21 protein-coding genes and 1 pseudogene are annotated in these 22,318 nt (G+C 63.1%); 14 read left to right on the plus strand and 8 right to left on the minus strand.

What is annotated here, in order from left to right:
- Window positions 1-31: 31 nt before the first annotated feature.
- Entirely contained in the window at window positions 32-631 is a 600-nt protein-coding gene (locus GN300_RS22210; RefSeq protein ID WP_003944690.1) for a TetR/AcrR family transcriptional regulator, read from the minus strand.
- Window positions 632-737: 106 nt separating this feature from the next.
- Here GN300_RS22210 and GN300_RS22215 point away from each other — a divergent pair, with 106 nt between their 5' ends.
- Entirely contained in the window at window positions 738-1,304 is a 567-nt protein-coding gene (locus GN300_RS22215; RefSeq protein ID WP_030534957.1) for an NAD(P)H-dependent oxidoreductase, read from the plus strand.
- 55 nt (window positions 1,305-1,359) lie between these two features.
- Here GN300_RS22215 and GN300_RS22220 read toward each other — a convergent pair whose 3' ends face one another.
- Window positions 1,360-2,187 (minus strand): siderophore-interacting protein, encoded by an 828-nt coding sequence (locus tag GN300_RS22220; protein ID WP_063316601.1) that lies wholly within the window; start codon window positions 2,185-2,187, stop codon window positions 1,360-1,362.
- A 291-nt stretch (window positions 2,188-2,478) separates the two neighbouring features.
- Here GN300_RS22220 and nrdH point away from each other — a divergent pair, with 291 nt between their 5' ends.
- From nrdH to nrdE, 3 genes are all read left to right on the plus strand, one after another.
- Entirely contained in the window at window positions 2,479-2,709 is a 231-nt protein-coding gene (nrdH, locus tag GN300_RS22225) for a glutaredoxin-like protein NrdH (RefSeq protein ID WP_003944717.1), read from the plus strand.
- Window positions 2,710-2,791: 82 nt separating this feature from the next.
- Window positions 2,792-3,271 carry a class Ib ribonucleoside-diphosphate reductase assembly flavoprotein NrdI gene (gene nrdI / locus GN300_RS22230; protein WP_003944767.1) on the plus strand — a complete coding sequence of 160 codons (480 nt, stop codon included), beginning with the start codon at window positions 2,792-2,794 and terminating at the stop codon, window positions 3,269-3,271.
- Entirely contained in the window at window positions 3,229-5,412 is a 2,184-nt protein-coding gene (gene nrdE / locus GN300_RS22235; protein ID WP_003944756.1) for a class 1b ribonucleoside-diphosphate reductase subunit alpha, read from the plus strand. The genes nrdI and nrdE overlap by 43 nt, the downstream gene beginning before the upstream one ends.
- Before the next feature lie 61 nt (window positions 5,413-5,473).
- Here the strand turns inward: nrdE and GN300_RS22240 are convergent, their stop codons facing one another.
- Together GN300_RS22240 and GN300_RS22245 are read right to left on the minus strand one after the other, a co-directional pair.
- Window positions 5,474-5,686 (minus strand): hypothetical protein, encoded by a 213-nt coding sequence (locus tag GN300_RS22240; RefSeq protein WP_003944723.1) that lies wholly within the window; start codon window positions 5,684-5,686, stop codon window positions 5,474-5,476.
- 12 nt (window positions 5,687-5,698) lie between these two features.
- Window positions 5,699-6,616: an SPFH domain-containing protein gene (locus GN300_RS22245; RefSeq protein WP_063316600.1), complete on the minus strand. Its 918-nt coding sequence runs from the start codon at window positions 6,614-6,616 to the stop codon at window positions 5,699-5,701.
- A 170-nt stretch (window positions 6,617-6,786) separates the two neighbouring features.
- Here GN300_RS22245 and nrdF point away from each other — a divergent pair, with 170 nt between their 5' ends.
- A complete protein-coding gene (gene nrdF / locus GN300_RS22250) occupies window positions 6,787-7,752 on the plus strand; it encodes a class 1b ribonucleoside-diphosphate reductase subunit beta (RefSeq protein ID WP_003944744.1) in 966 nt (321 codons plus the stop codon).
- 73 nt (window positions 7,753-7,825) lie between these two features.
- Here nrdF and GN300_RS22255 read toward each other — a convergent pair whose 3' ends face one another.
- The 3 genes from GN300_RS22255 to GN300_RS22265 all read right to left on the minus strand — a co-directional run bounded on the left by GN300_RS22255 (window position 7,826) and on the right by GN300_RS22265 (window position 10,505).
- Window positions 7,826-8,299 (minus strand): NUDIX domain-containing protein, encoded by a 474-nt coding sequence (locus GN300_RS22255; RefSeq protein WP_063316599.1) that lies wholly within the window; start codon window positions 8,297-8,299, stop codon window positions 7,826-7,828.
- A 66-nt stretch (window positions 8,300-8,365) separates the two neighbouring features.
- Window positions 8,366-9,460 (minus strand): iron-siderophore ABC transporter substrate-binding protein, encoded by a 1,095-nt coding sequence (locus tag GN300_RS22260; RefSeq protein WP_063316598.1) that lies wholly within the window; start codon window positions 9,458-9,460, stop codon window positions 8,366-8,368.
- A 49-nt stretch (window positions 9,461-9,509) separates the two neighbouring features.
- A complete protein-coding gene (locus GN300_RS22265) occupies window positions 9,510-10,505 on the minus strand; it encodes an ABC transporter substrate-binding protein (protein WP_042450041.1) in 996 nt (331 codons plus the stop codon).
- A gap of 349 nt (window positions 10,506-10,854) precedes the next feature.
- On the opposite strand from GN300_RS22265, the gene ctaD reads away from it, so the two are divergent.
- The 4 genes from ctaD (at window position 10,855) to GN300_RS22285 (ending at window position 15,596) form a co-directional block, all read left to right on the plus strand.
- Window positions 10,855-12,645 (plus strand): cytochrome c oxidase subunit I, encoded by a 1,791-nt coding sequence (gene ctaD, locus GN300_RS22270; protein ID WP_020907234.1) that lies wholly within the window; start codon window positions 10,855-10,857, stop codon window positions 12,643-12,645.
- A gap of 116 nt (window positions 12,646-12,761) precedes the next feature.
- Complete coding sequence (gene serB / locus GN300_RS22275) at window positions 12,762-13,982, plus strand: phosphoserine phosphatase SerB (RefSeq protein ID WP_003944761.1); 1,221 nt, start codon at window positions 12,762-12,764, stop codon at window positions 13,980-13,982.
- On the plus strand, window positions 13,979-14,764 hold the full coding sequence (locus GN300_RS22280) for a peptidyl-tRNA hydrolase (protein WP_082845795.1): 786 nt from the start codon (window positions 13,979-13,981) through the stop codon (window positions 14,762-14,764). The genes serB and GN300_RS22280 overlap by 4 nt, the downstream gene beginning before the upstream one ends.
- A gap of 37 nt (window positions 14,765-14,801) precedes the next feature.
- Window positions 14,802-15,596 carry a YitT family protein gene (locus GN300_RS22285; RefSeq protein ID WP_267933182.1) on the plus strand — a complete coding sequence of 265 codons (795 nt, stop codon included), beginning with the start codon at window positions 14,802-14,804 and terminating at the stop codon, window positions 15,594-15,596.
- Here GN300_RS22285 and glgX read toward each other — a convergent pair.
- A pseudogene (glgX, locus tag GN300_RS22290) lies at window positions 15,509-17,551 on the minus strand (glycogen debranching protein GlgX); the annotation flags it as partial. The gene GN300_RS22285 and the pseudogene glgX sit on opposite strands and share 88 nt — an antisense overlap.
- Window positions 17,552-17,602: 51 nt before the next feature.
- Here glgX and GN300_RS22295 point away from each other — a divergent pair.
- The 5 genes from GN300_RS22295 to GN300_RS22315 are packed head-to-tail and all read left to right on the plus strand — an operon-like array spanning window position 17,603 to window position 22,318.
- A complete protein-coding gene (locus GN300_RS22295; protein ID WP_003944728.1) occupies window positions 17,603-18,424 on the plus strand; it encodes an ABC transporter ATP-binding protein in 822 nt (273 codons plus the stop codon).
- Window positions 18,425-18,480: 56 nt separating this feature from the next.
- Window positions 18,481-19,299: an NUDIX domain-containing protein gene (locus GN300_RS22300; protein WP_063316596.1), complete on the plus strand. Its 819-nt coding sequence runs from the start codon at window positions 18,481-18,483 to the stop codon at window positions 19,297-19,299.
- Window positions 19,300-19,309: 10 nt separating this feature from the next.
- On the plus strand, window positions 19,310-20,089 hold the full coding sequence (locus tag GN300_RS22305; protein ID WP_003944701.1) for an enoyl-CoA hydratase/isomerase family protein: 780 nt from the start codon (window positions 19,310-19,312) through the stop codon (window positions 20,087-20,089).
- A gap of 53 nt (window positions 20,090-20,142) precedes the next feature.
- Window positions 20,143-21,159: a class I SAM-dependent methyltransferase gene (locus GN300_RS22310; protein ID WP_003944733.1), complete on the plus strand. Its 1,017-nt coding sequence runs from the start codon at window positions 20,143-20,145 to the stop codon at window positions 21,157-21,159.
- 1 nt (window position 21,160) lies between these two features.
- Entirely contained in the window at window positions 21,161-22,318 is a 1,158-nt protein-coding gene (locus GN300_RS22315; RefSeq protein WP_063316595.1) for a hypothetical protein, read from the plus strand.

Raw genomic sequence — 22,318 nt, forward strand, 5'->3', positions numbered from 1 at the left:
TCACATTAAGTGGTGGGACGGATCTGGGGAGTCAACATCGAGTAACGCGCCGGGCAAGGTCTTCCCAGCCGGCCGCCAGGCGCTCGGTGGTCATCCCGAGATCGCGCACCTGATGAAGGACGAGCGACGCTTCGAGCGGTGCCAACAGTGCTGAAGCGAGCAGATCGAGGTCGCCCTCGACGCCGGCTCCTCGAAGAAGCCCGATGACGTGAGCGATGCCGAGAGCCCGGGCCGGACCGCCGAAGCGGTATTCAGGAGCGTTTTCCGCAGCTCGGAGGACTTCGCCCTGTACTTCCACCATGGCAATCCGGGCTCGTCCGAACGCGATGAGGCGCTCGATCGGCGGCGCGCCCGGACCCAACGGTGGGGGGCCGAACATGAATGCCTGCTGCAGTTCTCGCTCGGTGTGATCGAGCAGTGCCTGCATCAGTCCCGATCGATTGCCGAAGCGCCGAAAAACTGTGCCCTTGCCCACACCGGCCCGGCACGCGACAGCGTCCATCGTCACCGCGTCGACACCTCGCTCGGCAACGAGGAGGGCTGCGGCGTCGAGCAGAAGTACGCGGTTACGTGCTGCGTCACCGCGCTCGACCGGCGCCGCGCCGATCTGGGGGAGGGGGATTGCGCTCACGGGATCAGGTTACAGGGCCGGGGAATGTAAGTGGACCGCGGTCCGTTTAGTTGATATAACTTTCAACCGGAGCCACCAACCGCACCACTCTCGAAGGAAACTCGCTATGTCACAGACCAATGTTCTCGTTCTCGTCGGCAGCCTGCGCGCCGGATCCGTCAACCGCCAGCTTGCCGAGACAGCTGTGTCCGCCGCACCCGAGGGTGCCACGCTGACGGTCTTCGAAGGCCTCGCCGACGTCCCCTTCTACAACGAAGACATCGACGTCGAGGGTGCTTCCATCCCCGCTGTCGACGCACTGCGCTCCGCTGCGAGCGACGCGGACGCGTTCCTGCTCGTCACCCCCGAGTACAACGGCACCATTCCCGCAGTTCTGAAGAACGCCATCGACTGGATCTCGCGTCCGTACGGTGTCGGTGCAGTCAAGGACAAGGCTGTCGCAGTCATCAGCGCTTCGCCCAGCGGCAACGGCGCCAAGTGGGCACACGAAGACACCACCAAGGCGGTCCGTATCGCCGGCGGCAAGGTCGTCGAGGACACTGCACTGAGCATCGGTGGAACCGGCGCACTGTTCGGTGAGCTGCACCCGCGTGAGAACGCAGAGGTGCTCGCTCAGGTCTCCAAGGTCGTCTCCGACCTCGTCGACGCTGGCAAGCAGCTCGTCAACGCGTAATCCGTTTCACGAGTGAGGGCCATGCCGGAAGGTGTGGTCCTCACTCGTATGCGCGCTAGAGCCCTTCGCGTTCCATCGCGTCGTCGACCGCGTCCCGAACCGACTCGAAATCCTTGCCGGCCATCATCGCTTCGCCCATCGCAGCATCGATACGGTCGGCGACGGCGGCGTACCGACGCTCCCAGTTCTCCTTGTCCTCCCGCCAGTAACCCATCACGTGCATGCGGGTTGCCGGGATTTCCCATGTTCGACGCAGGTGAGTGCGGATGCGTCTGGCGGCCGCGGCCTCGACTGCACACCAGATGTAGCCCTCGCCGGGGGGCAGGGGAGCGCCGGCCAATTCGGCGAGCAGCGAGTCCGATTCCTCGATCCATCGGTAGTGAGCGTGGGCGCGCGTCGTGAACGTCTGCTGTTCACTCGGCGCGGGTACCTGCGCGATGACGTGGATCGGTAGACCGTCGGGTGCTTCTTCGAGAATTCGCCCGATCGCGGGCAGAGCGGCGTGATCGGCGACCATCAGCAGCCAGTCGCAACCTGCCGGCGGCGTGAACCACCCGCTCGCCGTCGAGAGGTGAACGGTCTCGCCCGGTTGCGCAGTCGCGGCCCAGAGTGCCGCGCCGCCGTGGCCGTGGAGAACGAAGTCGATCTCCAGTTCGTTCTTCGACGGCTGCCAGCGCCGGACCGTGTAACTACGGGCGTGAGGGGGATCGAGGGGGAATCTGACGAGCACCCGTTCGTCCGGGCTACCACTCGTCTCGAAGTCGCTCAGGCCCTCCCCGCCGAAGGTGATTCTGCGCATCAACGGTGTCACCTGCTGTGTTCTCGTCACGGTTGCCTCGTGGCGTGGAGCCTCGTCCTTCGGGGGTGTTTCCACGACGCTCATGGTAGGTCCGTGGCGCGGCTCCCAGAGGCTGGCGAGCACAAAAAGAAACTGTGACGCGCGACACGCCGACGCGCCGGGAAATGAAGGCGCTGAACTGGGGCGACCTGGGAATTCCAACGATGTGACTCACAACATCTCGCGTTATGTGTTTCTGTCGGCCACTAGGTGTAGTGTCTTGAGCACTGAGAGACCACAACGCGGAACGCCTCGAGCGAGACTCCGGCAATCGGTCGTATCGGTGCTGAACATCACTACATCGGCCTTTGTTGGCTAAGCGAAAGAGGGACTCTCATGAGCATCACCGTCTACACCAAGCCCGCTTGCGTTCAGTGCAATGCCACCTACCGCGCCCTGGACAAGGCCGGTCTCGAATACAACGTCATCGACATCACCGAGGATGCCGAAGCCCGCGACTACGTCATGGCTCTCGGGTACCTCCAGGCACCCATCGTGGTTGCCGGTGAAGATCACTGGTCGGGCTTCCGTCCCGATCGCATCAAGACCCTGACCGTCGCTGCTTGAAGCGCCGCAGTGTCGGCGGTGGACACCTCCGCCGACACATCTGAGTAGTTCCGGGCACCGTACAAGAAAATGGTGACAACCGATGACTTCGCTGGTCTATTTTTCCAGCGTGTCGGAGAACACCCACCGATTCGTTCAACGTCTCGGCCTGCCTGCGACACGTATACCTATCCATGACCGTGACGGCTCATTTCGTGTAGACGAGCCCTATGTGCTGATTCTGCCCACCTATGGTGGCGGGGTCACCGTGACAGGGCGCGACACCAGTTATGTACCGAAGCCGGTCATTCGTTTTTTGAACAATCCACACAACAGGTCGTTGATCAGAGCAGTGATCGCGGCGGGAAACACCAATTTCGGTGAGTCCTTTTGCTATGCAGGAAACATCATTTCCCAGAAATGCCACGTTCCTTTTCTGTACCGGTTCGAACTCATGGGCACTGCCGAGGACGTCGACCGGGTACGAGAAGGCTTGGGGGAGTTCTGGAATCATCTCGAAACAGAGAAGGAGCACGGGCAGTGGCGCCAACCATCACTGACACGATCGCGGCAGGAAGCGTAGAGCGTGATGCGCGCGGCGGCGATTCCACCAACGGTCTCGACTACCACGCACTCAACGCCATGCTCAACCTGTACGGCGCCAACGGTGAGATCCAGTTCGAGATGGATGTCGCTGCAGCCCGTCAGTACTTCTTGCAGCACGTCAACCAGAACACCGTGTTCTTCCACAACCTCGACGAGAAGCTGGACTACCTCGTCGAGGAAAACTATTACGAGCCCGAGGTTCTCGATCAGTACTCACGTACTTTCGTGAAGTTCCTGATCGATCACGCGTACGCCAAGAAGTTCCGCTTCCCGACGTTCCTGGGTGCATTCAAGTACTACACCTCCTACACGCTCAAGACCTTCGACGGTAAGCGCTACCTCGAGCGTTTCGAAGATCGTGTCTGCATGGTTGCGCTCACCCTGGCCGCAGGCAACGAAGACCTGGCCGTCGAACTCGTCGACGAGATCATCGCCGGACGCTTCCAGCCCGCCACCCCGACGTTCCTGAACTCGGGTAAGAAGCAGCGCGGTGAGCCCGTGTCCTGCTTCCTGCTTCGTATCGAAGACAACATGGAGTCCATCGGTCGCTCCATCAACTCGGCACTGCAGCTGTCCAAGCGCGGTGGCGGAGTTGCTCTGCTGCTCACCAACGTTCGTGAGCACGGCGCCCCGATCAAGAAGATCGAGAACCAGAGTTCGGGTGTCATCCCGATCATGAAGCTTCTCGAGGACTCGTTCTCCTACGCCAACCAGTTGGGTGCGCGTCAGGGCGCCGGTGCTGTGTACCTGCATGCGCACCACCCCGACATCTACCGGTTCCTCGACACCAAGCGTGAGAACGCCGACGAGAAGATCCGTATCAAGACGCTCTCACTCGGCGTCGTGATCCCGGACATCACGTTCGAACTGGCGAAGAAGAACGAGGACATGTACCTGTTCTCGCCGTACGACGTCGAGCGCATCTACGGAGTTCCGTTCTCCGACATCAACGTCTCCGAGAAGTACTACGAGATGGTCGACGACAAGCGAATTCGCAAGTCCAAGATCAAAGCTCGCGAGTTCTTCCAGACCGTCGCCGAATTGCAGTTCGAATCGGGCTACCCCTACATCATGTTCGAGGACACGGTGAACCGGGCAAACCCGATCGAGGGCAAGATCACGCACTCGAACCTGTGCTCGGAGATCCTGCAGGTTTCGACGCCTTCACTGTTCAACGACGACCTGTCCTACTCGAAGGTCGGCAAGGACATCTCCTGCAACCTGGGTTCGCTGAACATCGCGAAGACCATGGACTCGCCCGACTTCGCCAAGACCATCGAAGTGTCGATCCGCGGATTGACGGCAGTGTCCGACCAGACGCACATCTACTCGGTGCCGTCGATCGAGCAGGGCAACAACGACTCTCACGCCATCGGCCTCGGTCAGATGAACCTGCACGGATACCTCGCTCGTGAGCGGATCTTCTACGGCAGCGAAGAAGGCATCGACTTCACGAACATCTACTTCTACACCGTGCTCTTCCACGCACTGCGTGCGTCGAACAAGATCGCCATCGAGCGCGGCTCGTACTTCAAGGGTTTCCCGGAGTCGAAGTACGCCTCGGGTGAATTCTTCGACAAGTACACCGATCAGGCTTGGGAGCCGGCAACCGACAAGGTTCGCGGACTCTTCGCCGATGCGAAGCTGCACATCCCCACTCAGGACGACTGGCGTGAGCTGAAGGCTTCGGTTCAGAAGCACGGTATCTACAACCAGAACCTTCAGGCCGTCCCGCCGACCGGCTCGATCTCGTACATCAACTACTCCACCAGCTCCATCCACCCGGTGGCGTCGAAGATCGAGATCCGCAAGGAAGGCAAGATCGGCCGCGTCTACTACCCGGCGCCCTACCTGACCAACGACAACCTGGAGTACTACCAGGATGCCTACGAAATCGGGTACGAGAAGATCGTCGACACCTATGCTGCCGCAACGCAACACGTCGACCAGGGCCTGTCGCTGACGCTGTTCTTCAAGGACACCGCAACCACCCGCGACATCAACAAGGCGCAGATCTACGCGTGGCGTAAGGGCATCAAGACGCTGTACTACATCCGTCTGCGTCAGATGGCACTCGAAGGCACCGAGGTCGAGGGCTGCGTTTCCTGCATGCTGTAGAGGGCTCCGCCCCCGTGCGCCTTTTCGGTAGTGGTTACTACCAAAAAGGCGCACAGGGGTATCAGGCCGGCGGGCGGCCGGGACCGTGCATCTTGCCGGCGTTCTTCGGCATTCGACCGTGCTCGGTGAGTGCGCGCCGAAGGAGAAACTCGATCTGGGCGTTGGTACTTCGGAGATCGTCGGCGGCCCAGCGGGCAAGCGCGTCGTGCACCGCTGGGTCCAACCGAAGAAGGATCTTCTTACGCTCGGATCGCGGAGCTGGATCCGTGGCCATGTGGCCTTTCCTTTACTGGTAGAGCGAACCGGTGTTGAGCACCGGTTGTGCGTCGCGGTCGCCGCACAGCACGACCAGAAGGTTACTGATCATCGTGGCCTTGCGTTCCTCGTCGAGTTCGACGACGTGCTTTTCCTCGAGCTGCTTGAGTGCCATGTCGACCATGGGCACCGCACCTTCGACGATTTGCTTGCGGGCGGCGATCACTGCACCCGCTTGCTGGCGCCGAAGCATCGCGCTGGCGATTTCGGGTGCATACGAGAGCCGGTTGATGCGTGTCTCGATAACTTCGACACCCGCAGCACGTACGCGGGCGTGAACCTCCTCCGACAAGGTGGTGGTGATGATATCGGCGTTCTCGCGCAACGAGACTCGGCCTTCGGCGTCGTACGGGTAGCTACCGGCGATATGGCGGACGGCCGCCTCGGTCTGTACGGAGACGAACTCCTCGTAATCGTCCACCTGGAACGAGGCGAGCGCTGTGTCGGCCACCTGCCAGACGACCACCGCCGAGATCTCGATGGGATTGCCGTCGGCGTCGTTCACTTTCGCCTGACCGGTCTCATGGTTTCGGATGCGCGTCGAGATCGATCGACGGACCGTCAGCGGGTTTGTCCATCGCAGTCCCGGCGTGCGCAAGGTGCCGCTGTACGAGCTTCCGAGAAGTTGCAGAACTCGGGCTTGATTAGGTTGCACCAAGGTCAGGCCCATCAGGAGGGGGAGTGACGCGATGAACAGCACCACTCCGACCGGAATCAGGGCGAAGAGTCCCAGAACTCCGCCAACGACGGACAGCGCGATTCCGGCCAGGAAGAGAAGGACGCCGCCGAGGAGCATCCAGCTGCCGGACAGGTCCCAGCCTGGGCGTTCGGCGATCGTTGTGGTGGCGACACCGGTCGGTTTCTCGGCCACGGTGGGTGTGCTGGTCATGCGAGACTCGCTTTCCATCGGTAAGTGATATTTAATTGATATCACATTTTTTGTACTCGTGGAGGGGCGCGTGCGACACATGTTGTTGTGTTGGCATCGCGGACCCGACACAACGGGTAGTGTTCAGGCAAGCCAACATTCGGCAGTATCTCTCTCGCTAGGTAGGAATTATGGTCAAGCTGGTCAGTCGCGTTTCCGCCATCAACTGGAATCGCGTCCAGGACGAGAAGGACGCCGAGGTATGGGATCGCCTCGTCAGCAACTTCTGGCTGCCCGAAAAGGTGCCGGTCTCCAACGACATCCCGTCCTGGGGAACGCTGACCGCGCAGGAGCAGCAGCTCACCATGCGCGTCTTCACGGGCCTGACGCTGCTCGACACCATCCAGGGAACGGTCGGCGCCGTCAGCCTCATCCCGGACGCGATCACTCCCCACGAAGAAGCGGTGTACACCAACATCGCCTTCATGGAATCGGTGCACGCGAAGAGCTACAGCTCGATCTTCTCGACGCTGTGCTCCACCCCCGACATCGACGACGCGTTCCGCTGGTCGGAGGAGAACCCCAACCTGCAGCGCAAGGCGCAGATCGTTCTCGACTACTACAACGGCGAGTCGCCGCTCAAGCGCAAGGTCGCATCGACGCTCCTCGAGAGCTTCCTCTTCTACTCCGGCTTCTACCTGCCGATGTACTGGTCCTCGCGAGCCAAGCTCACCAACACCGCAGACCTCATCCGCCTCATCATCCGCGACGAGGCCGTGCACGGGTACTACATCGGCTACAAGTACCAGAAGGGCCTCGAACAGCTCACCGAGGCCGAGCGTGAAGAGCTCAAGAACTACACGTTCGAGTTGCTCTTCGAGCTCTACGAGAACGAGGTCGACTACACCCAGGACCTCTACGACGGGGTCGGTCTGACCGAGGATGTCAAGAAGTTCCTGCGCTACAACGCCAACAAGGCGCTCAACAATCTCGGCTACGAAGGCCTTTTCCCGAAGGACGAGACGGACGTCAATCCGGCTATCCTGTCGGCACTTTCACCGAATGCGGACGAGAATCACGACTTCTTCTCCGGCTCGGGTAGCTCCTACGTCATCGGCAAAGCCGTCAACACCGAAGACGACGACTGGGATTTCTAGAGAGCGACCTACACACCGAAGCCCGACTCCTGCACACGCGGGAATCGGGCTTCGGCCGTGTATTGAGAGCGGGCTAGCGCTGAAACCACGCTTCCGGCTTGTCCAGCAACGCTTTTGCGAGGCGCAGGCGCGAGGTTTCCGTCATGTCCGAAGGCAGTTCGCTCGGCGCGAACCACGCGACCTCGAGGTTTTCGTCGTCCGCCACGTGTGCAGCTCCGCCGGTCCACCTGGCCAGGAAACACACGTCGAGGTACTGAGTCACGTCGCCGTTGGGGTACGTAATGGGCTCTGTGACATCGACACTCGTGATCCGAACCAATTCGGCGTCGACGCCGGTTTCTTCCTTCGCCTCGCGCACCGCCGCCGCCGACGGTTCCTCCCCAGGCTCGAGAACGCCGGACACGACGGCCCACTGACCGTTGTCGGCGCGGCGGGTGAGCAGGACCCGACCGTCGTCGTCGCGGATCACGACGCTCACTCCGGACAGCCAGAGCGGCGCATGACCGACCTTCTCGCGCAGTGCAACAATGAATTCGGGGATCGGCATGATCAGAACCCGAACTTCACAGCTGGGGCGAACCGCTTCGAATGTCGGAGTTGTGGTTCGTTCCAGTCAGCTCGCATATCCGTTCAAGGTTCCCTTCAAGTCCGCCAATACGGCACGGGCGGCAGTCATCCCGTTTCCGTTCCAGATGTCGTCTTCCGCTACGAACACACGTCGGTCGGTGGCAGCGGCGAGGTCCTGCCACTGGTCGCTCTTCATGACCTCGGTGCCGTAGCTACGACCGTTCGGCCCGTCGAAGAGGACGTAGATCAAGTCCCCTTCGGCGGCGCTGAGATCGTCGGCCGGAATCGGTGCCGTGGTCGCATCGGTCAATCGCTGCGCCGGTGGGCGCCGGACGCCGACGTCGCTGAGGATCTGTCCGGCGAAGGATGCGGGGCCCTCGATCTGCAGGTCCTTCGAACCGAACCGAACCACTGATGCCTGCGTCTGCGATGCATTCAATGCGTCGCCGAGCTGCACGACGTCCTGCTGGTAGCGGTCGAGCTCCGTCGCAGCCGCGGACGAACGGCCCAGTGCCTGGCCGGCGAGGGCGAACTGCGCTTTCCAGTACACAGGATCCGAGCCCGCGAACACGGTGGGGGCGATGGCGTCGAGTTGCCCGTACAAGCCGTCGGACGCCGGACTGGACCCGAGGATCAAGTCCGGCGCGGCGGCCTTCACGGCGTTGACGTCAGGTGTGCTCACGGGGCCGACACTCGGAATCTCCGAGATGCCGAAACCCAGGTACGACGGTTGAGGTGAGTCGACACCGGTCGCGGCGCCCACTACCCGCTCCCACAGGCCGAGGGCGCACACGGCGTCCATCGAGACGCTGTCGAGGACCACGATCCGTTGGGGATCGGAAGGAACCTCGGTTTCACCCGCAGTGTGTACGACTCGACGCTTCACCCCGGGGCCCGCTCCCGGGTCGGCTTGCGTCGGCGTCGGGCACGCGGTGGCGGTGTCGCGTTCGATACCCATCACGCCGGCACCGGCGATCGACGTAGTGGTCCGGACGATGGTGCTCGCGGGATCGTCCGACGAGTCGGACGAGCAACCACCGAGGACGAGCATCGTGGCGGCGATCCCCAGGATCGAGACACGACGAACGGACGTGCGGGCGGTCGTGCGTGAGAGAACAGACGTGCGTGAGAGAACAGACAAGTCGACGGCTTCCTGTGTGAGCGGGCGCCGTTCAGGTTAGCTGTTCGACTCAGCTGTTCTGCTTGTCCACCTCGAACGTGTCCGAGAGGTCGTCGAGGATCATGTGGGCGCCCTGGATGCTGACCGGCGACATCCAACGTGAATCGTCCACGTCGACCTTGCGTCCTCGAAGGGTCTGCCACAGCGGGCTCTCGAGGAACGGCTTCGCAGCTTCGGCGCTCTTGCCCTCGGCGTCCTGCCAGGTGCTGATGAAGATGACGTCCGCGTCGGCTTCGTTGATCAGCTCGGGGCTGATCTTCATCATGATGTTGCCGGCATCGGCGGGGTCAGGTCCCTGGTTGTCCGGGCGCTTCAATCCGGCGTCCTGAAGAACGATGCCGCTGAACGAGGTGGTGCGGTAGAGACGTGCGGTCGGTTCACCGGCGAACCGGACTACCGAGATGACCGGGTTGTTCGCCTTCTCGTTGATTTCCTTGCCGACGGCAGCCGCGCGTGTTTCGTATTCGGTGATCTTCGCCTCGGCCAGCGATTCCTTGCCCAGCGCTTCACCGACTACGCGGATGTTGTCCTTCCACGTCGGACCGGTCGTCTGGGTGAAGACGGTGGGCGCGATTGCGGAGAGCTGCTCGTAGTTCTTCCCGTCGCGGACCTCGGCGGAGATGATGAGGTCCGGCTGCAGTGCGGCGATCTTCTCGAGGCTTGCACTGCTGACCGTGCCGACCGAGACGGCGTCCGCGGCGAATTCCTCCCGCGAGGATCCGAGGTAGTCGGGCAGACCGGGCTCGCGGTAGTCGACGTAGCCGACGAGCGGGGATTCGAGGAGAAGGACGGCGTCGGTGAAGCTGTTGTCGAGCGCGACGATCCGCTGGGGTGCTGCCGGGATTTCGGTGCTTCCACGGAAGTGTTCGATCGTGCGGGGGAATGCGCCCGACTCGGTCGAGGTGGTGGTTGCAGCGGGCTCGTCGTTACTCGAGCAGGCTGGAACGACCAAGGCGATCGAGGCTGCGACGGCTACCAGCGCGGCGCGGCGGGGAAAGAATTTCACTGAATACTCCTGAGGTGAGTTAGGCGAGGGTGACCTTATCAGTGGAGGAGATGGCCGAAAACGGACACCGACCGAATTCTTCGACGCGCACGACACGCCGATTCGGAAGTGGGTTCGGACTCCCGGGGGAACATAAACCGCAGGTCGTTCGTTCGGTGCCGTGAAAAACGGAGGCTCGAGTACGACGCAGAGTAGGACCGGGTCGCGGTGCCTCGGAGTCACGGTCTACGATTCGATGAGCGCAAGCCAGAAGCCGTTGTCCGCAGCCCGGGCGACGGACCCTGCGGGCGCAACCAAGGGCTCTTTGACGGAGTCTGCGGAGCGACCAAAGGCACATTCAGGAGGATCAGTGACTGCCGTAGCGCCCCAGCCAGTCCCCACGATAGCGCCGGCCAGGCCTTACCCGCCGCGGCAGGGACCCAAGGGCTCATTCATTTTCAAGATGATCACGACCACCGATCCCAAGGTGCTCGGAATCATGTACTTGGCGACTTCCATCGCCTTCTTCCTCATCGGTGGCCTCATGGCACTGATGATGCGTGCCGAACTTGCTGTACCCGGCATGCAGTTCCTTTCCAACGAACAGTTCAACCAGCTGTTCACCATGCACGGCACGATCATGCTGCTGCTGTACGCGACCCCGATCGTCTTCGGCTTCGCGAACTACATTCTTCCGCTCCAGATCGGTGCACCCGACGTCGCGTTCCCGCGCCTGAACGCGTTCAGCTACTGGCTGTACCTGTTCGGTGCGATCATCACGACGGCCGGATTCGTCACGCCCGGTGGCGCAGCAGACTTCGGTTGGACGGCATACACGCCGCTGACCAGCGCGCTGCACAGCCCCGGCGTCGGCGCCGACCTGTGGGTCCTGGGTCTGGCCGTCGCCGGCCTCGGCACCATCCTCGGTGGCGTCAACATGGTCACCACCGTGATCTGCCTGCGCGCACCCGGTATGACCATGTTCCGCATGCCGATCTTCACCTGGAACATCTTCATCACCAGCATCCTGATCCTGCTGGCGTTCCCGCTGCTGACCGCTGCATTCATGGGCTTGTTCGTCGACCGCCATCTCGGTGGGCACATCTTCGACCCGGCAACGGGCGGTGTGCTCCTGTGGCAGCACCTGTTCTGGTTCTTCGGTCACCCCGAGGTGTACATCATCGCGCTGCCGTTCTTCGGCATCGTCTCGGAGATCTTCCCGGTCTTCAGCCGTAAGCCGATCTTCGGCTACAGCGGCCTGGTGTACGCAACGTTGGCCATCGCCGCTCTGTCGATCGCAGTGTGGGCCCACCACATGTACGCAACCGGCGCTGTTCTCCTGCCGTACTTCTCGTTCATGACGTTCCTGATCGCCGTGCCGACAGGTGTGAAGATCTTCAACTGGATCGGCACGATGTGGAAGGGGCAGTTGACCTTCGAATCGCCGATGCTGTTCTCGATCGGCTTCCTGATCACCTTCCTCTTCGGTGGTCTGTCGGGTGTCATCCTCGCGAGCCCGCCGCTCGACTTCCACGTCACCGACAGCTACTTCGTCGTCGCCCACTTCCACTACGTGGTCTTCGGCACGGTCGTGTTCGCCACGTACGCCGGTATCTACTTCTGGTTCCCGAAGATGACCGGTCGCATGATGGACGAGCGCCTCGGCAAGTGGCACTTCTGGACCACGTTCGTCGGTTTCCACGGCACGTTCCTCGTTCAGCACTGGCTCGGCGCCGAAGGTATGCCGCGTCGTTACGCCGACTACCTGCCCTCGGACGGGTTCACGGTGCTGAACTCGGTGTCCACGATCTTCGCCTTCGTACTCGGTGCCTCGACGCTTCCGTTCATCTGGAACGTCTTCAAGAGCTACCGCTACGGCGAAGTTGTCACCGTCGACGATCCGTGGGGTTACGGAAACTCGCTGGAGTGGGCAACCACCTGCCCGCCGCCGCGTCACAACTTCACCGAGTTGCCGCGCATCCGTAGCGAGCGTCCGGCGTTCGAGCTGCACTACCCGCACATGGTGGAGCGGATGCGCGCGGAAGCGCACGTCGGCCCCGGCCACGGCGGGAAGAACGCCAGCACCGTGCTCGAAGATGCTCGTCACGAGCCGCTCACGGTCGGGGACGAAGGCGACCCCGGAACCGACAGCCGCTCCTGAGCGAAGTAACACACTGAAGTAATCAGCGAAGGCCCCGCCCGAGTAACGGGTGGGGCCTTTCGCTTGGCACAATAGTGACGATCAAGACGCGAACGAAGAAACGATCGGAGTTTTCGGTGGGTGCCTCTGACACCACTGTTCTGGTGACTGTGACCGGGCCGGACCGCCCTGGCGTCACCTCGGTACTGTTCGCGGCGCTGTCGCGGCACGATGTGCGTCTACTCGACGTGGAGCAGGTGGTGATTCGAGGTCGACTGACACTCGGTGTCATGGTTGCCTGCCCGAACGATCCCGAAGCGCTTCAGGAAGAACTCGAACAGGCGATGGCGACGGTCGGAATGAACGTCGACATCGAAATCGGTGCCGATCCCGGACGGCCCGCGGTGTCCACCCACGCGGTCGTTGTTCTCGGTAGCCCGGTCAATGCTCGCGCAATGCGATCGGTGGCACGCGAACTCGCGAAGCAGGGCGCAAACATCGATTCCATCCGTGGTGTCGCCGACTATCCGGTCACCGGCCTCGAACTCAGCGTCAGCGCGGCCGATACGGCGGACGGCGACGCGAAGCTGCGCACCGGACTCGCCGAGGTCGCCGCTCTCGAAAACGTCGACATCGCGGTCGAGCGCGCAGGTCTCGCTCGCCGGGCCAAGCGTCTGATCGTGTTCGACGTGGACTCGACGCTCGTCCAGGGCGAGGTCATCGAGATGCTCGCCGCGAAGGCCGGCGTCGAGGACGAGGTCCGCGCCGTCACCGAAGCTGCGATGCGCGGCGAGATCGACTTCACCGAATCACTGCACCAGCGTGTGGCGACACTCGCCGGTCTCGACGCCTCCGTCATCGACGAGGTGGCAGAGAGCATCGAACTGACGCCGGGTGCGCGAACCACGATTCGCACCTTGCGCCGTCTCGGATTCCACTGCGGCGTGGTGTCGGGTGGCTTCCGTCAGGTCATCGAAGGCCTCGCACACGAACTCGAACTGGACTTCGTGCACGCCAACACCCTCGAAATCGTCGACGGCAAGCTGACCGGACGTGTGATCGGTGAAATCGTCGACCGCGCCGCGAAGGCCGTTGCGCTGCGCAAGTTCGCCGATCAGGTCGGTGTGCCGATGGAACAGACCGTCGCCGTCGGTGACGGTGCCAACGACATCGACATGCTCAACGCCGCGGGCCTGGGCGTGGCGTTCAACGCCAAGCCTGCGTTGCGGGAGGTCGCAGATGCTGCGTTGTCGCATCCCTTCCTCGATGCTGTGCTGTTCATTCTCGGTGTGACCCGCGACGAGGTCGAGGCTGCGGACGCCGTCGACGGTGGCGTGCGACGCGTACCGATTCCATGAGTTCCGATCCAGCATTCAGTTCCGATCCAGCTGTGATGTCCGGCCCCGATTCGCGCTGGCGCGAGCGCCACGCGGTGCTGGCTGCTGGGTACGGAGGGCGAGACGATCCCGCGGATCCGGCGCTGGTGTTGGCGATGCCGATCGTTCTGCACATTCCGAAGGCAGACCCGCCCAAGCGCACCGCACTGCTCGAGGCTGCGGCAACGGCGGCTGTGGCGCTGTGTCTGGACGAACGCGTCGGGTTCACCGAAGACGGGGAACCCGGCCCCTGGCACGAGGACTATTCGGCGTGGGTGGGTGCCCGGATTCGGAAGGTGTCTCGTCGAGCGCGAGGAGCGCAGTGGCTCGCCGCGCAGGAGGTACCGGGAATCACCGTCGATGTGGATGGCGCGCAGGCGCGGGCTCTGGTTCCCGGGCCGGTCGGAGAACTGGACCCGCGAATCAAGAAGTTGCAGATCGGTGGGACCGATCTCGAGCACGACGAGCCTGGCCCGCCGGAGCCTGGTCTTCCGGTGCTGTGGATCGACTCGGCGCTCGAGATGACGGTAGGCAAGGCGTCGGCACAGGTCGGGCATGCCTCGATGTTGTTGGCGGCGGCCATGTCCGAGAAACAGTGCTGGGACTGGGCGCAGAACGACTTTCGCTGCTCAGTGCGCGACGCGAGCCCGGAACAGTGGGCCGAAGCAGTAGTTCGGCTGAAGAAGTCGGAGGCCGTCGCGGTTCGTGACGCTGGTTTCACGGAAGTGGCACCAGGCTCCATGACAGTCATCGCGGTTCCGTAGAGACGCAACCGACCAGTCCAGTATCGGCAACTTGGCTATGGATGAACAGTCCAGTGGCCATCAAGATGGTCGAGTGTTGATACGGAGATTCGCCTCGCTGTTCGTCGGTCTGTGGTTGTACGGCTTCTCGATGGCCATGATGATCACAGCCGGTCTTGGTCTGGATCCCTGGGATGTTTTCCATCAGGGTGTGGCCGAGCACGTTTCGCTCAGTTTCGGCGTGATCACTGCGATTACCGGTGCGGTGGTACTGCTGCTCTGGATTCCGATCCGTCAGCGGCCGGGATTCGGAACGGTCGCCAATGTCGTTGTAATTGCCATCTCGGTGGATACCTCACTGGCCTTCTTGCCGGTCTTTGATTCCATGCCAGTTCGAGCCGTGATCATGGTCGCGGGAATCCTCCTCAACGGACTGGCCAGCGTTCTCTACATCGGCGCGGGCATGGGGCCGGGCCCCCGCGACGGATTGATGACCGGACTGGTCGCTCGCACAGGTCTGTCGGTCAGGCTCGTGCGTACCAGCATCGAGATCGCGGTCCTCACGACCGGATGGCTCCTCGGTGGAACCGTCGGCGTCGGAACAGTGTTGTACGCCTTCGGGATCGGACCGACCATTCAATTCCTCATCAAGGTGCTGCCGGATTCCATGACAGCAGCGGTGACCGGAGGAGGTGTCACGGAACGTAAGGCCAAGACCGTGGGGCCGGTCAGCGAAATCTCGGTGCCGACGGGAACTTCGGCCGTGGAGGCAGGTTCTCCGGTGGGTGAAGCCGAATCGAACGATGCAGTCAAGGTGCCGTCGAACCATTCCGGAGTGCCGACGGTGACCTGAACCGGTCCACCGGAATGCAGGATCAGGAGCCAACTGTCGTCACCGAGTGGGCGCCCGGTTCGAGTGTGAGACCGAACGTCGGCTCCGTCGATCCAGGCCTGCAGCGTTCGGTGACTCTCGTCGTACCATGCGGTGTCGTCGAACTCGACGCCGGCAGCGTCGAACCAGACGAGGTCCGGGTGCTCCAGTCTTCTTCTGCCTTCGAAGAATTCGGGCTGACGCAACGCCGGTGCCGCTCGGCGTAATCCGAACGCTCGGGAGACGAACTGCACCAACGACTGATCGGCCGCCGTCCAGTCCAGGGCCCACGAATCGGCTGGGGAGGCAAGTGTGGGAACACAATACGCGTTGTTGTTTCCGCCGAGACTGTGGCCGAACTCGTCTCCGGCGGTGAGCATCGGTGTGCCTGTCGACAGCACGAGCGTGGCCAGTAGCGCCCGTACATGACGTGCCCTGGCGTCCTGAATCTCGGGATCGGTGCTCGGGCCTTCGATTCCGTGGTTGAACGAATCGTTGTGATCGGCGCCGTCACGATTGTCTTCACCGTTGGCTTCGTTGTGCTTGTGGTTGTACGCGACCAGATCGGCGGCGGTGAACCCGTCGTGCGCTGTGACGAAGTTGATCGACGCCCAGGGGCGACGGCCGCTGCCGGCAAAGATGTCCTCGGAACCGGCGAGGCGCGACGCGACCTTCCGGACGCTGGATCCGCCGTTCCAGAACTGGCGAATGGTGCTGCGGTACTTGTCGTTCCATTCGGACCACTGGAGTCCGAAGTTTCCGACCTGGTAACCGTCGGCCGTCGCATCCCACGGTTCGGCGATGAGCTTGCACCGGGTCAGTACCGGATCGGAGGAGATGGCCGACAAGATGGACGCCCGCTGGTCGAAGCCGCCGCCGCGCGGCCTACCCAACGCGCTCGCGAGATCAAATCGGAAGCCGTCGACACCCATTTCGGTGGCCCAGTAGCGGAGGCTGTCGGTGATCATGCGGACGGCGATGGGGGAGCAGGCGTCGACCGTGTTGCCGCACCCGGTCAGGTCGATGTCGCGGCCGTCGCTGTCGAGAAGGTAGTAGCCGGGGCCGTCCAAACCTCGCCAGCTGACGCTGATTCCGTCGACACTCTGCTCGCAGGTGTGGTTGTAGACGACGTCGAGGACGACCTCGATGCCTGCCGCGTGTAGTGCGTCGACCATGATCCGGAACTCGGTGACTTCGCCGCCCGGAGTTGCCGCGTATCCGGGATGCGGGGCGAAGTACGACGCCGTCGAGTATCCCCAGTGGTTGCGCATTCCTCGCTCGCGGACGCTCTGTTCGGTCAGAAACGCCTGTACGGGAAGCAGTTCCACGGCAGTGACGCCGAGTGAGACGAGGTGATCGATCACGGCCGGTGCCGTCAGGCCGAGGTACGTTCCGCGGTGGGCGGCGGGTACTCCTGGATGACTGGCGGTGTACGCGCCCACATGCAGTTCGTAGATGACGCTTTCCTCCCACGGCGTCTCGAGGCGGGCTCCGGCGGGCGCGAGGCCGGGAGTCACCACGGACAGCGGCACGTGGCCGAGCGAGTCGACCGTCGACGGGTCGCCGAAGGGATCGTCGGCGTACGACAGGAGGGCACGGTGATCACCGAGATCCCCCTCGATGCGGCGCGCCCACGGATCGACGAGCAGCTTGTGTGGATTAAGTCTCAGCCCGGCGCGCGGATTCCACGGGCCGGACGCCCGAATTCCGTAACGCTGCCCCGCACCGATCCCGGAGATGATTCCGTGCCAGATTCCGTACGTGTGTTGCCGAAGTTCGACGCGATCTTCGTTTCCGTCCTGGTCGATCAGGCAGATGTGGACGCTCGACGCGGCCGGGGCGTGGACCGCGAACTGGGTTCCGGAGTCCACGATGTTGGCGCCGAGTGGGAACGGAGACCCGGGCGTCGGGGTGTGAGTTTCGATGAGAGGCGACACGCAAGATGATCCTGCCGTGAACGGCCGGAGAATGTGCGGGAAGATGTTCGGGTGCCGCTACCTGATCCAGATCTGCTCATCGATTTCGACAACGTACTCATCCGTCGGGGAGGGTCCACTCTCGTGGGGCCCGTCACCTGGAAAGTGGAGCTGGACGAGCGATGGGTGGTGCTCGGACCCAACGGTGCCGGCAAGACCTCGCTGCTGCGCATCGCGGCCGGTGAGACTTTCCCGACCAGTGGTTCTGCCCACCTCCTTGGCGAAGTTCTCGGCAAGGTCGACGTCAACGAGTTGCGCCCGCGAATCGGTTTGTCCTCGTCGTCGTTGGCGAACCGCGTGCCCGGCGACGAGAAGGTCAGCGACCTCGTCGTGTCGGCGGGCTACGCCGTTCTCGGTCGGTGGCGCGAGGAGTACGAATCCATGGACACCTCGCGCGCTGTGGAGATGCTCGAAAGCCTCGGCGCCGAGCACCTGGCGGATCGGACGTACGGGACGCTTTCCGAAGGCGAGCGCAAGCGCGTCCTCATCGCGCGAGCCTTGATGACCGATCCCGAACTTCTTCTCCTGGACGAGCCCGCCGCCGGGCTCGACCTCGGTGGCCGTGAGGAACTTGTGGCCAGACTCGCCGAACTGGCTGCCGATCCGGACGCCCCGGCAACCGTCCTGATCACCCATCACGTCGAGGAAATCCCGCCGGGATTCACCCACGCACTCCTTCTCAAGGAAGGGGAGGTCGTCTCCCAGGGGCTTCTGGACGACGTCATCACCGCCGAAAATCTGAGCGCGGCATTCAGCCAGTCCATCAGCCTCGACAAGGCGGACGGCCGATACTTCGCGCGCCGCGCGAGACCGTCCGGAGCTCATCGCGCGTGAGCTTCAGTGGGACCTGAAATGCGTCCCAGATCACAGATCGCGTAGGTTCGCGAAGCATGGCTAACGAGAATACAAACGCTGTCCCCGAGCCCAAGGATGCGTCGACCGTCATCTTGGTGCGCGATGCCGAATCCGGGATCGAGATCTTCCTGCTTCAACGAGTACAGGGGATGGCGTTTGCCGGGGGCATGACGGTATTCCCCGGCGGCGGCGTCGACAAGTCCGATGCGACGGCAGAGGTCGAGTGGGCTGGACCGTCGGTCGAATGGTGGGCCGAGCGGTTCAGCACGGATGTGGCTCGGGCGAAGGCTCTCGTCTTGGCTGCGGTGCGGGAAACTTTCGAGGAGTGCGGCGTCCTACTCGCCGGACCGACCGCGGACACCGTCGTCGCGGACACGGCCGGCTACGCACAGGACCGAGTAGCTCTCGAAAAGCACGAGCTGTCGTTCAGCGATTTCCTGAAGAAGGAGTACCTGGTCCTGCGAACGGATCTGCTGCGGCCGTGGGCGAACTGGATCACGCCGGTGGGCGAGACCCGCCGCTACGACACGCGCTTCTTCGTCGCAGCGTCACCGACCGGACAGATCGCGGACGGCGTCACCTCCGAGGCCGCCGAGGTTCGTTGGCAGAGCCCGCAAGACGCGCTGGCGCACTGGCGGGAGGGTGGCAGCATCCTGTTGCCGCCGACGTGGAGTCAGCTGACCGAATTGGCCAAGTTCAGTTCGGTGGCGGAGATACTCGCAGCCGAGCCGGAGATTCCCGTCATCCTGCCTACGTTGATCACCGACGAGGAAACGCTGCGCGTCGAGTTCCCGAACCAGGATGGCTACTACGTCGCCGGGCCGCATCCGTGGTCGGTCAAGGCGGCAAAGTAACCTCTCGACCATGGCTGAATTTGTGACTCTCGAGGTTTCCGAAGGCATCGGCACCATCCGTCTGGCGCGTCCGCCCATGAACGCTCTGAACCGTCAGGTTCAGGACGAGTTGGCTGCTGCCGCACACGCTGCGACCGTCGACAAGGCAGTCAAGGCCGTCATCGTCTACGGCGGCGAGAAAGTCTTCGCAGCCGGTGCCGACGTCAAGGAAATGGCCGAGATGGACTACGGCCAGATCCGTGACGCGATCGGCGGCATGCAGGCCGGACTCGGCGCCGTGGCGTCCATCCCGAAGCCGACCGTTGCCGCGATCACCGGATACGCACTCGGTGGTGGACTCGAAGTTGCACTCTCGGCCGATCGCCGGATCGTCGGAGACAATGCCAAGCTCGGAGTTCCGGAGATTCTGCTCGGAATCATTCCCGGTGGCGGCGGAACGCAGCGTCTGGCTCGTCTGATCGGTCCGGCCAAGGCCAAGGATCTGGTCTTCACCGGCCGTTTCGTCGGGGCTGACGAGGCATTGGCCATCGGTTTGGTCGACGAGGTCGTCGCTCCCGACGACGTGTACACCGCCGCTCGCACGTGGGCCTCGCAGTTCGTCGGGGGAGCGTCACGTGCGTTGGCTGCTGCCAAGGCAGCCATCGACGAGGGTCTGAACACCGACCTGGAATCCGGGCTCAAGATCGAGCAGCATCTGTTCGCCGGATTGTTCGCGACCAAGGATCAGGCGATCGGCATGGAGTCGTTCATCGCGAACGGTCCGGGCAAGGCCGAGTTCACGGGCGAGTAGGCTCCCCTAAACTAGAACTTGTTCATCTCTTACCAGCGAGTAGGATAGCCGCCATGACAGCCAGCCCGAATGACGACGCAACCGTCACGCCGCCCGCCGCTACCGACACCTCGGTAGTCGACCCCGCGCCGCGGCCGCACGCCACGGCCGAAGAGGTCGAGGCCGCTCGTAAGGACACCAAGCTCGCCCAGGTGCTCTACCACGACTGGGAAGCCGAAACCTACGACGACAAGTGGTCCATCTCGTACGACGAGCGCTGCATCGACTACGCACGTGGTCGTTTCGACGCCGTCGCGGGCGATCAGCCGCTCCCGTACGAGCGCGCGCTCGAACTCGGTTGCGGCACCGGATTCTTCCTCCTGAACCTGATGCAGGGTGGAGTCGCCAAGACCGGTTCGGTCACCGACCTCTCGCCCGGTATGGTCAAGGTCGCACTGCGCAATGCCGAAAGCCTCGGCCTTCCGGTCGACGGCCGTGTTGCCGATGCCGAGACCATTCCGTACGAGGACAACACCTTCGACCTGGTGGTCGGCCACGCCGTGCTGCACCACATTCCGGACGTCGAGAAGTCGCTCCGTGAGGTCCTTCGTGTCCTCAAGCCCGGCGGACGTTTCGTCTTCGCCGGTGAGCCCACCACTGTCGGCAACTTCTACGCCCGCTGGCTCGGCCGCGCGACGTGGGAAGCAACCACACGCGTGACCAAGCTGCCGTTCCTCGCAGACTGGCGTCGTCCGCAAGAGGAACTCGACGAGTCTTCTCGTGCAGCAGCTCTCGAAGCTGTCGTCGACATCCACACGTTCGACCCCACCGACCTCGAGAACATGGCGAAGTCTGCGGGCGCCGATCAGGTCCACGCTGCCACCGAGGAATTCGCAGCGGCGCTTCTCGGCTGGCCTGTCCGTACCTTCGAAGCGGCTGTTCCGCCGGAGAAGCTCGGTTGGGGCTGGGGGCGTTTCGCTTTCGGTGGTTGGAAGACGCTCAGCTGGGTCGACGAGAAGGTGCTCCGCCACGTCGTTCCTCGCGGATTCTTCTACAACGTCATGATCACCGGCGTGAAGCCCGGCAACTGAATTGGGTTATGACTTCACCCTCGGCGACGTCGACTATCTCGGAAGTGATTCCGGCGTAGCTGCCTTGGCCGAGGTGGATCAGCTCGAACTGTCCACGCGTACGCGTCTGGCCGACATCGGCCGGACGCGTACGCGTTTCGGTGATCACATGCCTGCGCTCGTGGACACCGTCCTGCTTCGACGTAAAGCCGCCGCCAAACTGCCGGGCAGTGAGCAATGGTTGTTCACGGACGACGCGATGCAACAAGCCACTCCCGGCGTTGTCGCGGCCCACCGCGCGCAGCGTCTGATCGGGCGCGACGTCCACGACGTGACGTGCTCCATCGGCGCCGAACTGCATGCCTTGACCGGAGTTGCGCATCGCGTGATCGGCAGCGACATCGATTCCGTTCGCCTGGCGATGGCACAGCGCAATGTGCCGAGCGCAGCGTTGCTGCGGGCCGACGCGCTCCGCCCGACGACACGCGACACCGTCGTACTGGCAGACCCCGCACGGCGATCGGGCGGTCGCCGCACTCACGATCCGGCAGCGTTGATGCCACCTCTACCGGACCTCATAGAGGCGTACTCCGGCCGTGATCTCGCGGTGAAGTGTGCTCCCGGACTCGATTTCGACAATCTGGGCTGGGACGGGGAAGTCGAGGTCGTCTCGCTCGACGGCGGCGTCAAGGAAGCCTGCCTGTGGTCGACGGGGCTGGCCGAGTCCGGCGTCACGCGTCGAGCTTCGGTGCTTCGCTCTGACCGGAGCGGATGGGCGATCACCGACGCCGAGGACGACGTGATTCCGGAGCAAGCGCCGGGGGAGTGGATCATCGACCCGGACGGAGCGGTGGTACGCGCGGGCCTCGTGCGCCACTACGCGGCCAGACACGGCCTCTGGCAGCTCGATCCACGCATCGCTTATCTGACCGGTGACAGCGTCCCTGAGGGAGTTCGCGGATTCCGGATCCTCGAGCAGATCAAGTACTCCGAGAAACTGCTCAAACAGACACTGTCCAAGCGGGACTGCGGTGTGGCCGAAATCCTGGTGCGAGGAGTCGACGTGGACCCGGCAGTGCTGCGTCCACGGCTCAAGCTCAAGGGCTCGCGTGCACTGAGCGTCGTGATCGTGCGGATCGGACGATCGGCGTCGGCCTTCATCTGTGAGGCGTCCCGCTAG

Origin of the sequence: Rhodococcus sp. Ni2 (genome assembly GCF_021352185.1) — a bacterium.
Lineage (GTDB): Bacteria > Actinomycetota > Actinomycetes > Mycobacteriales > Mycobacteriaceae > Rhodococcus_F > Rhodococcus_F qingshengii.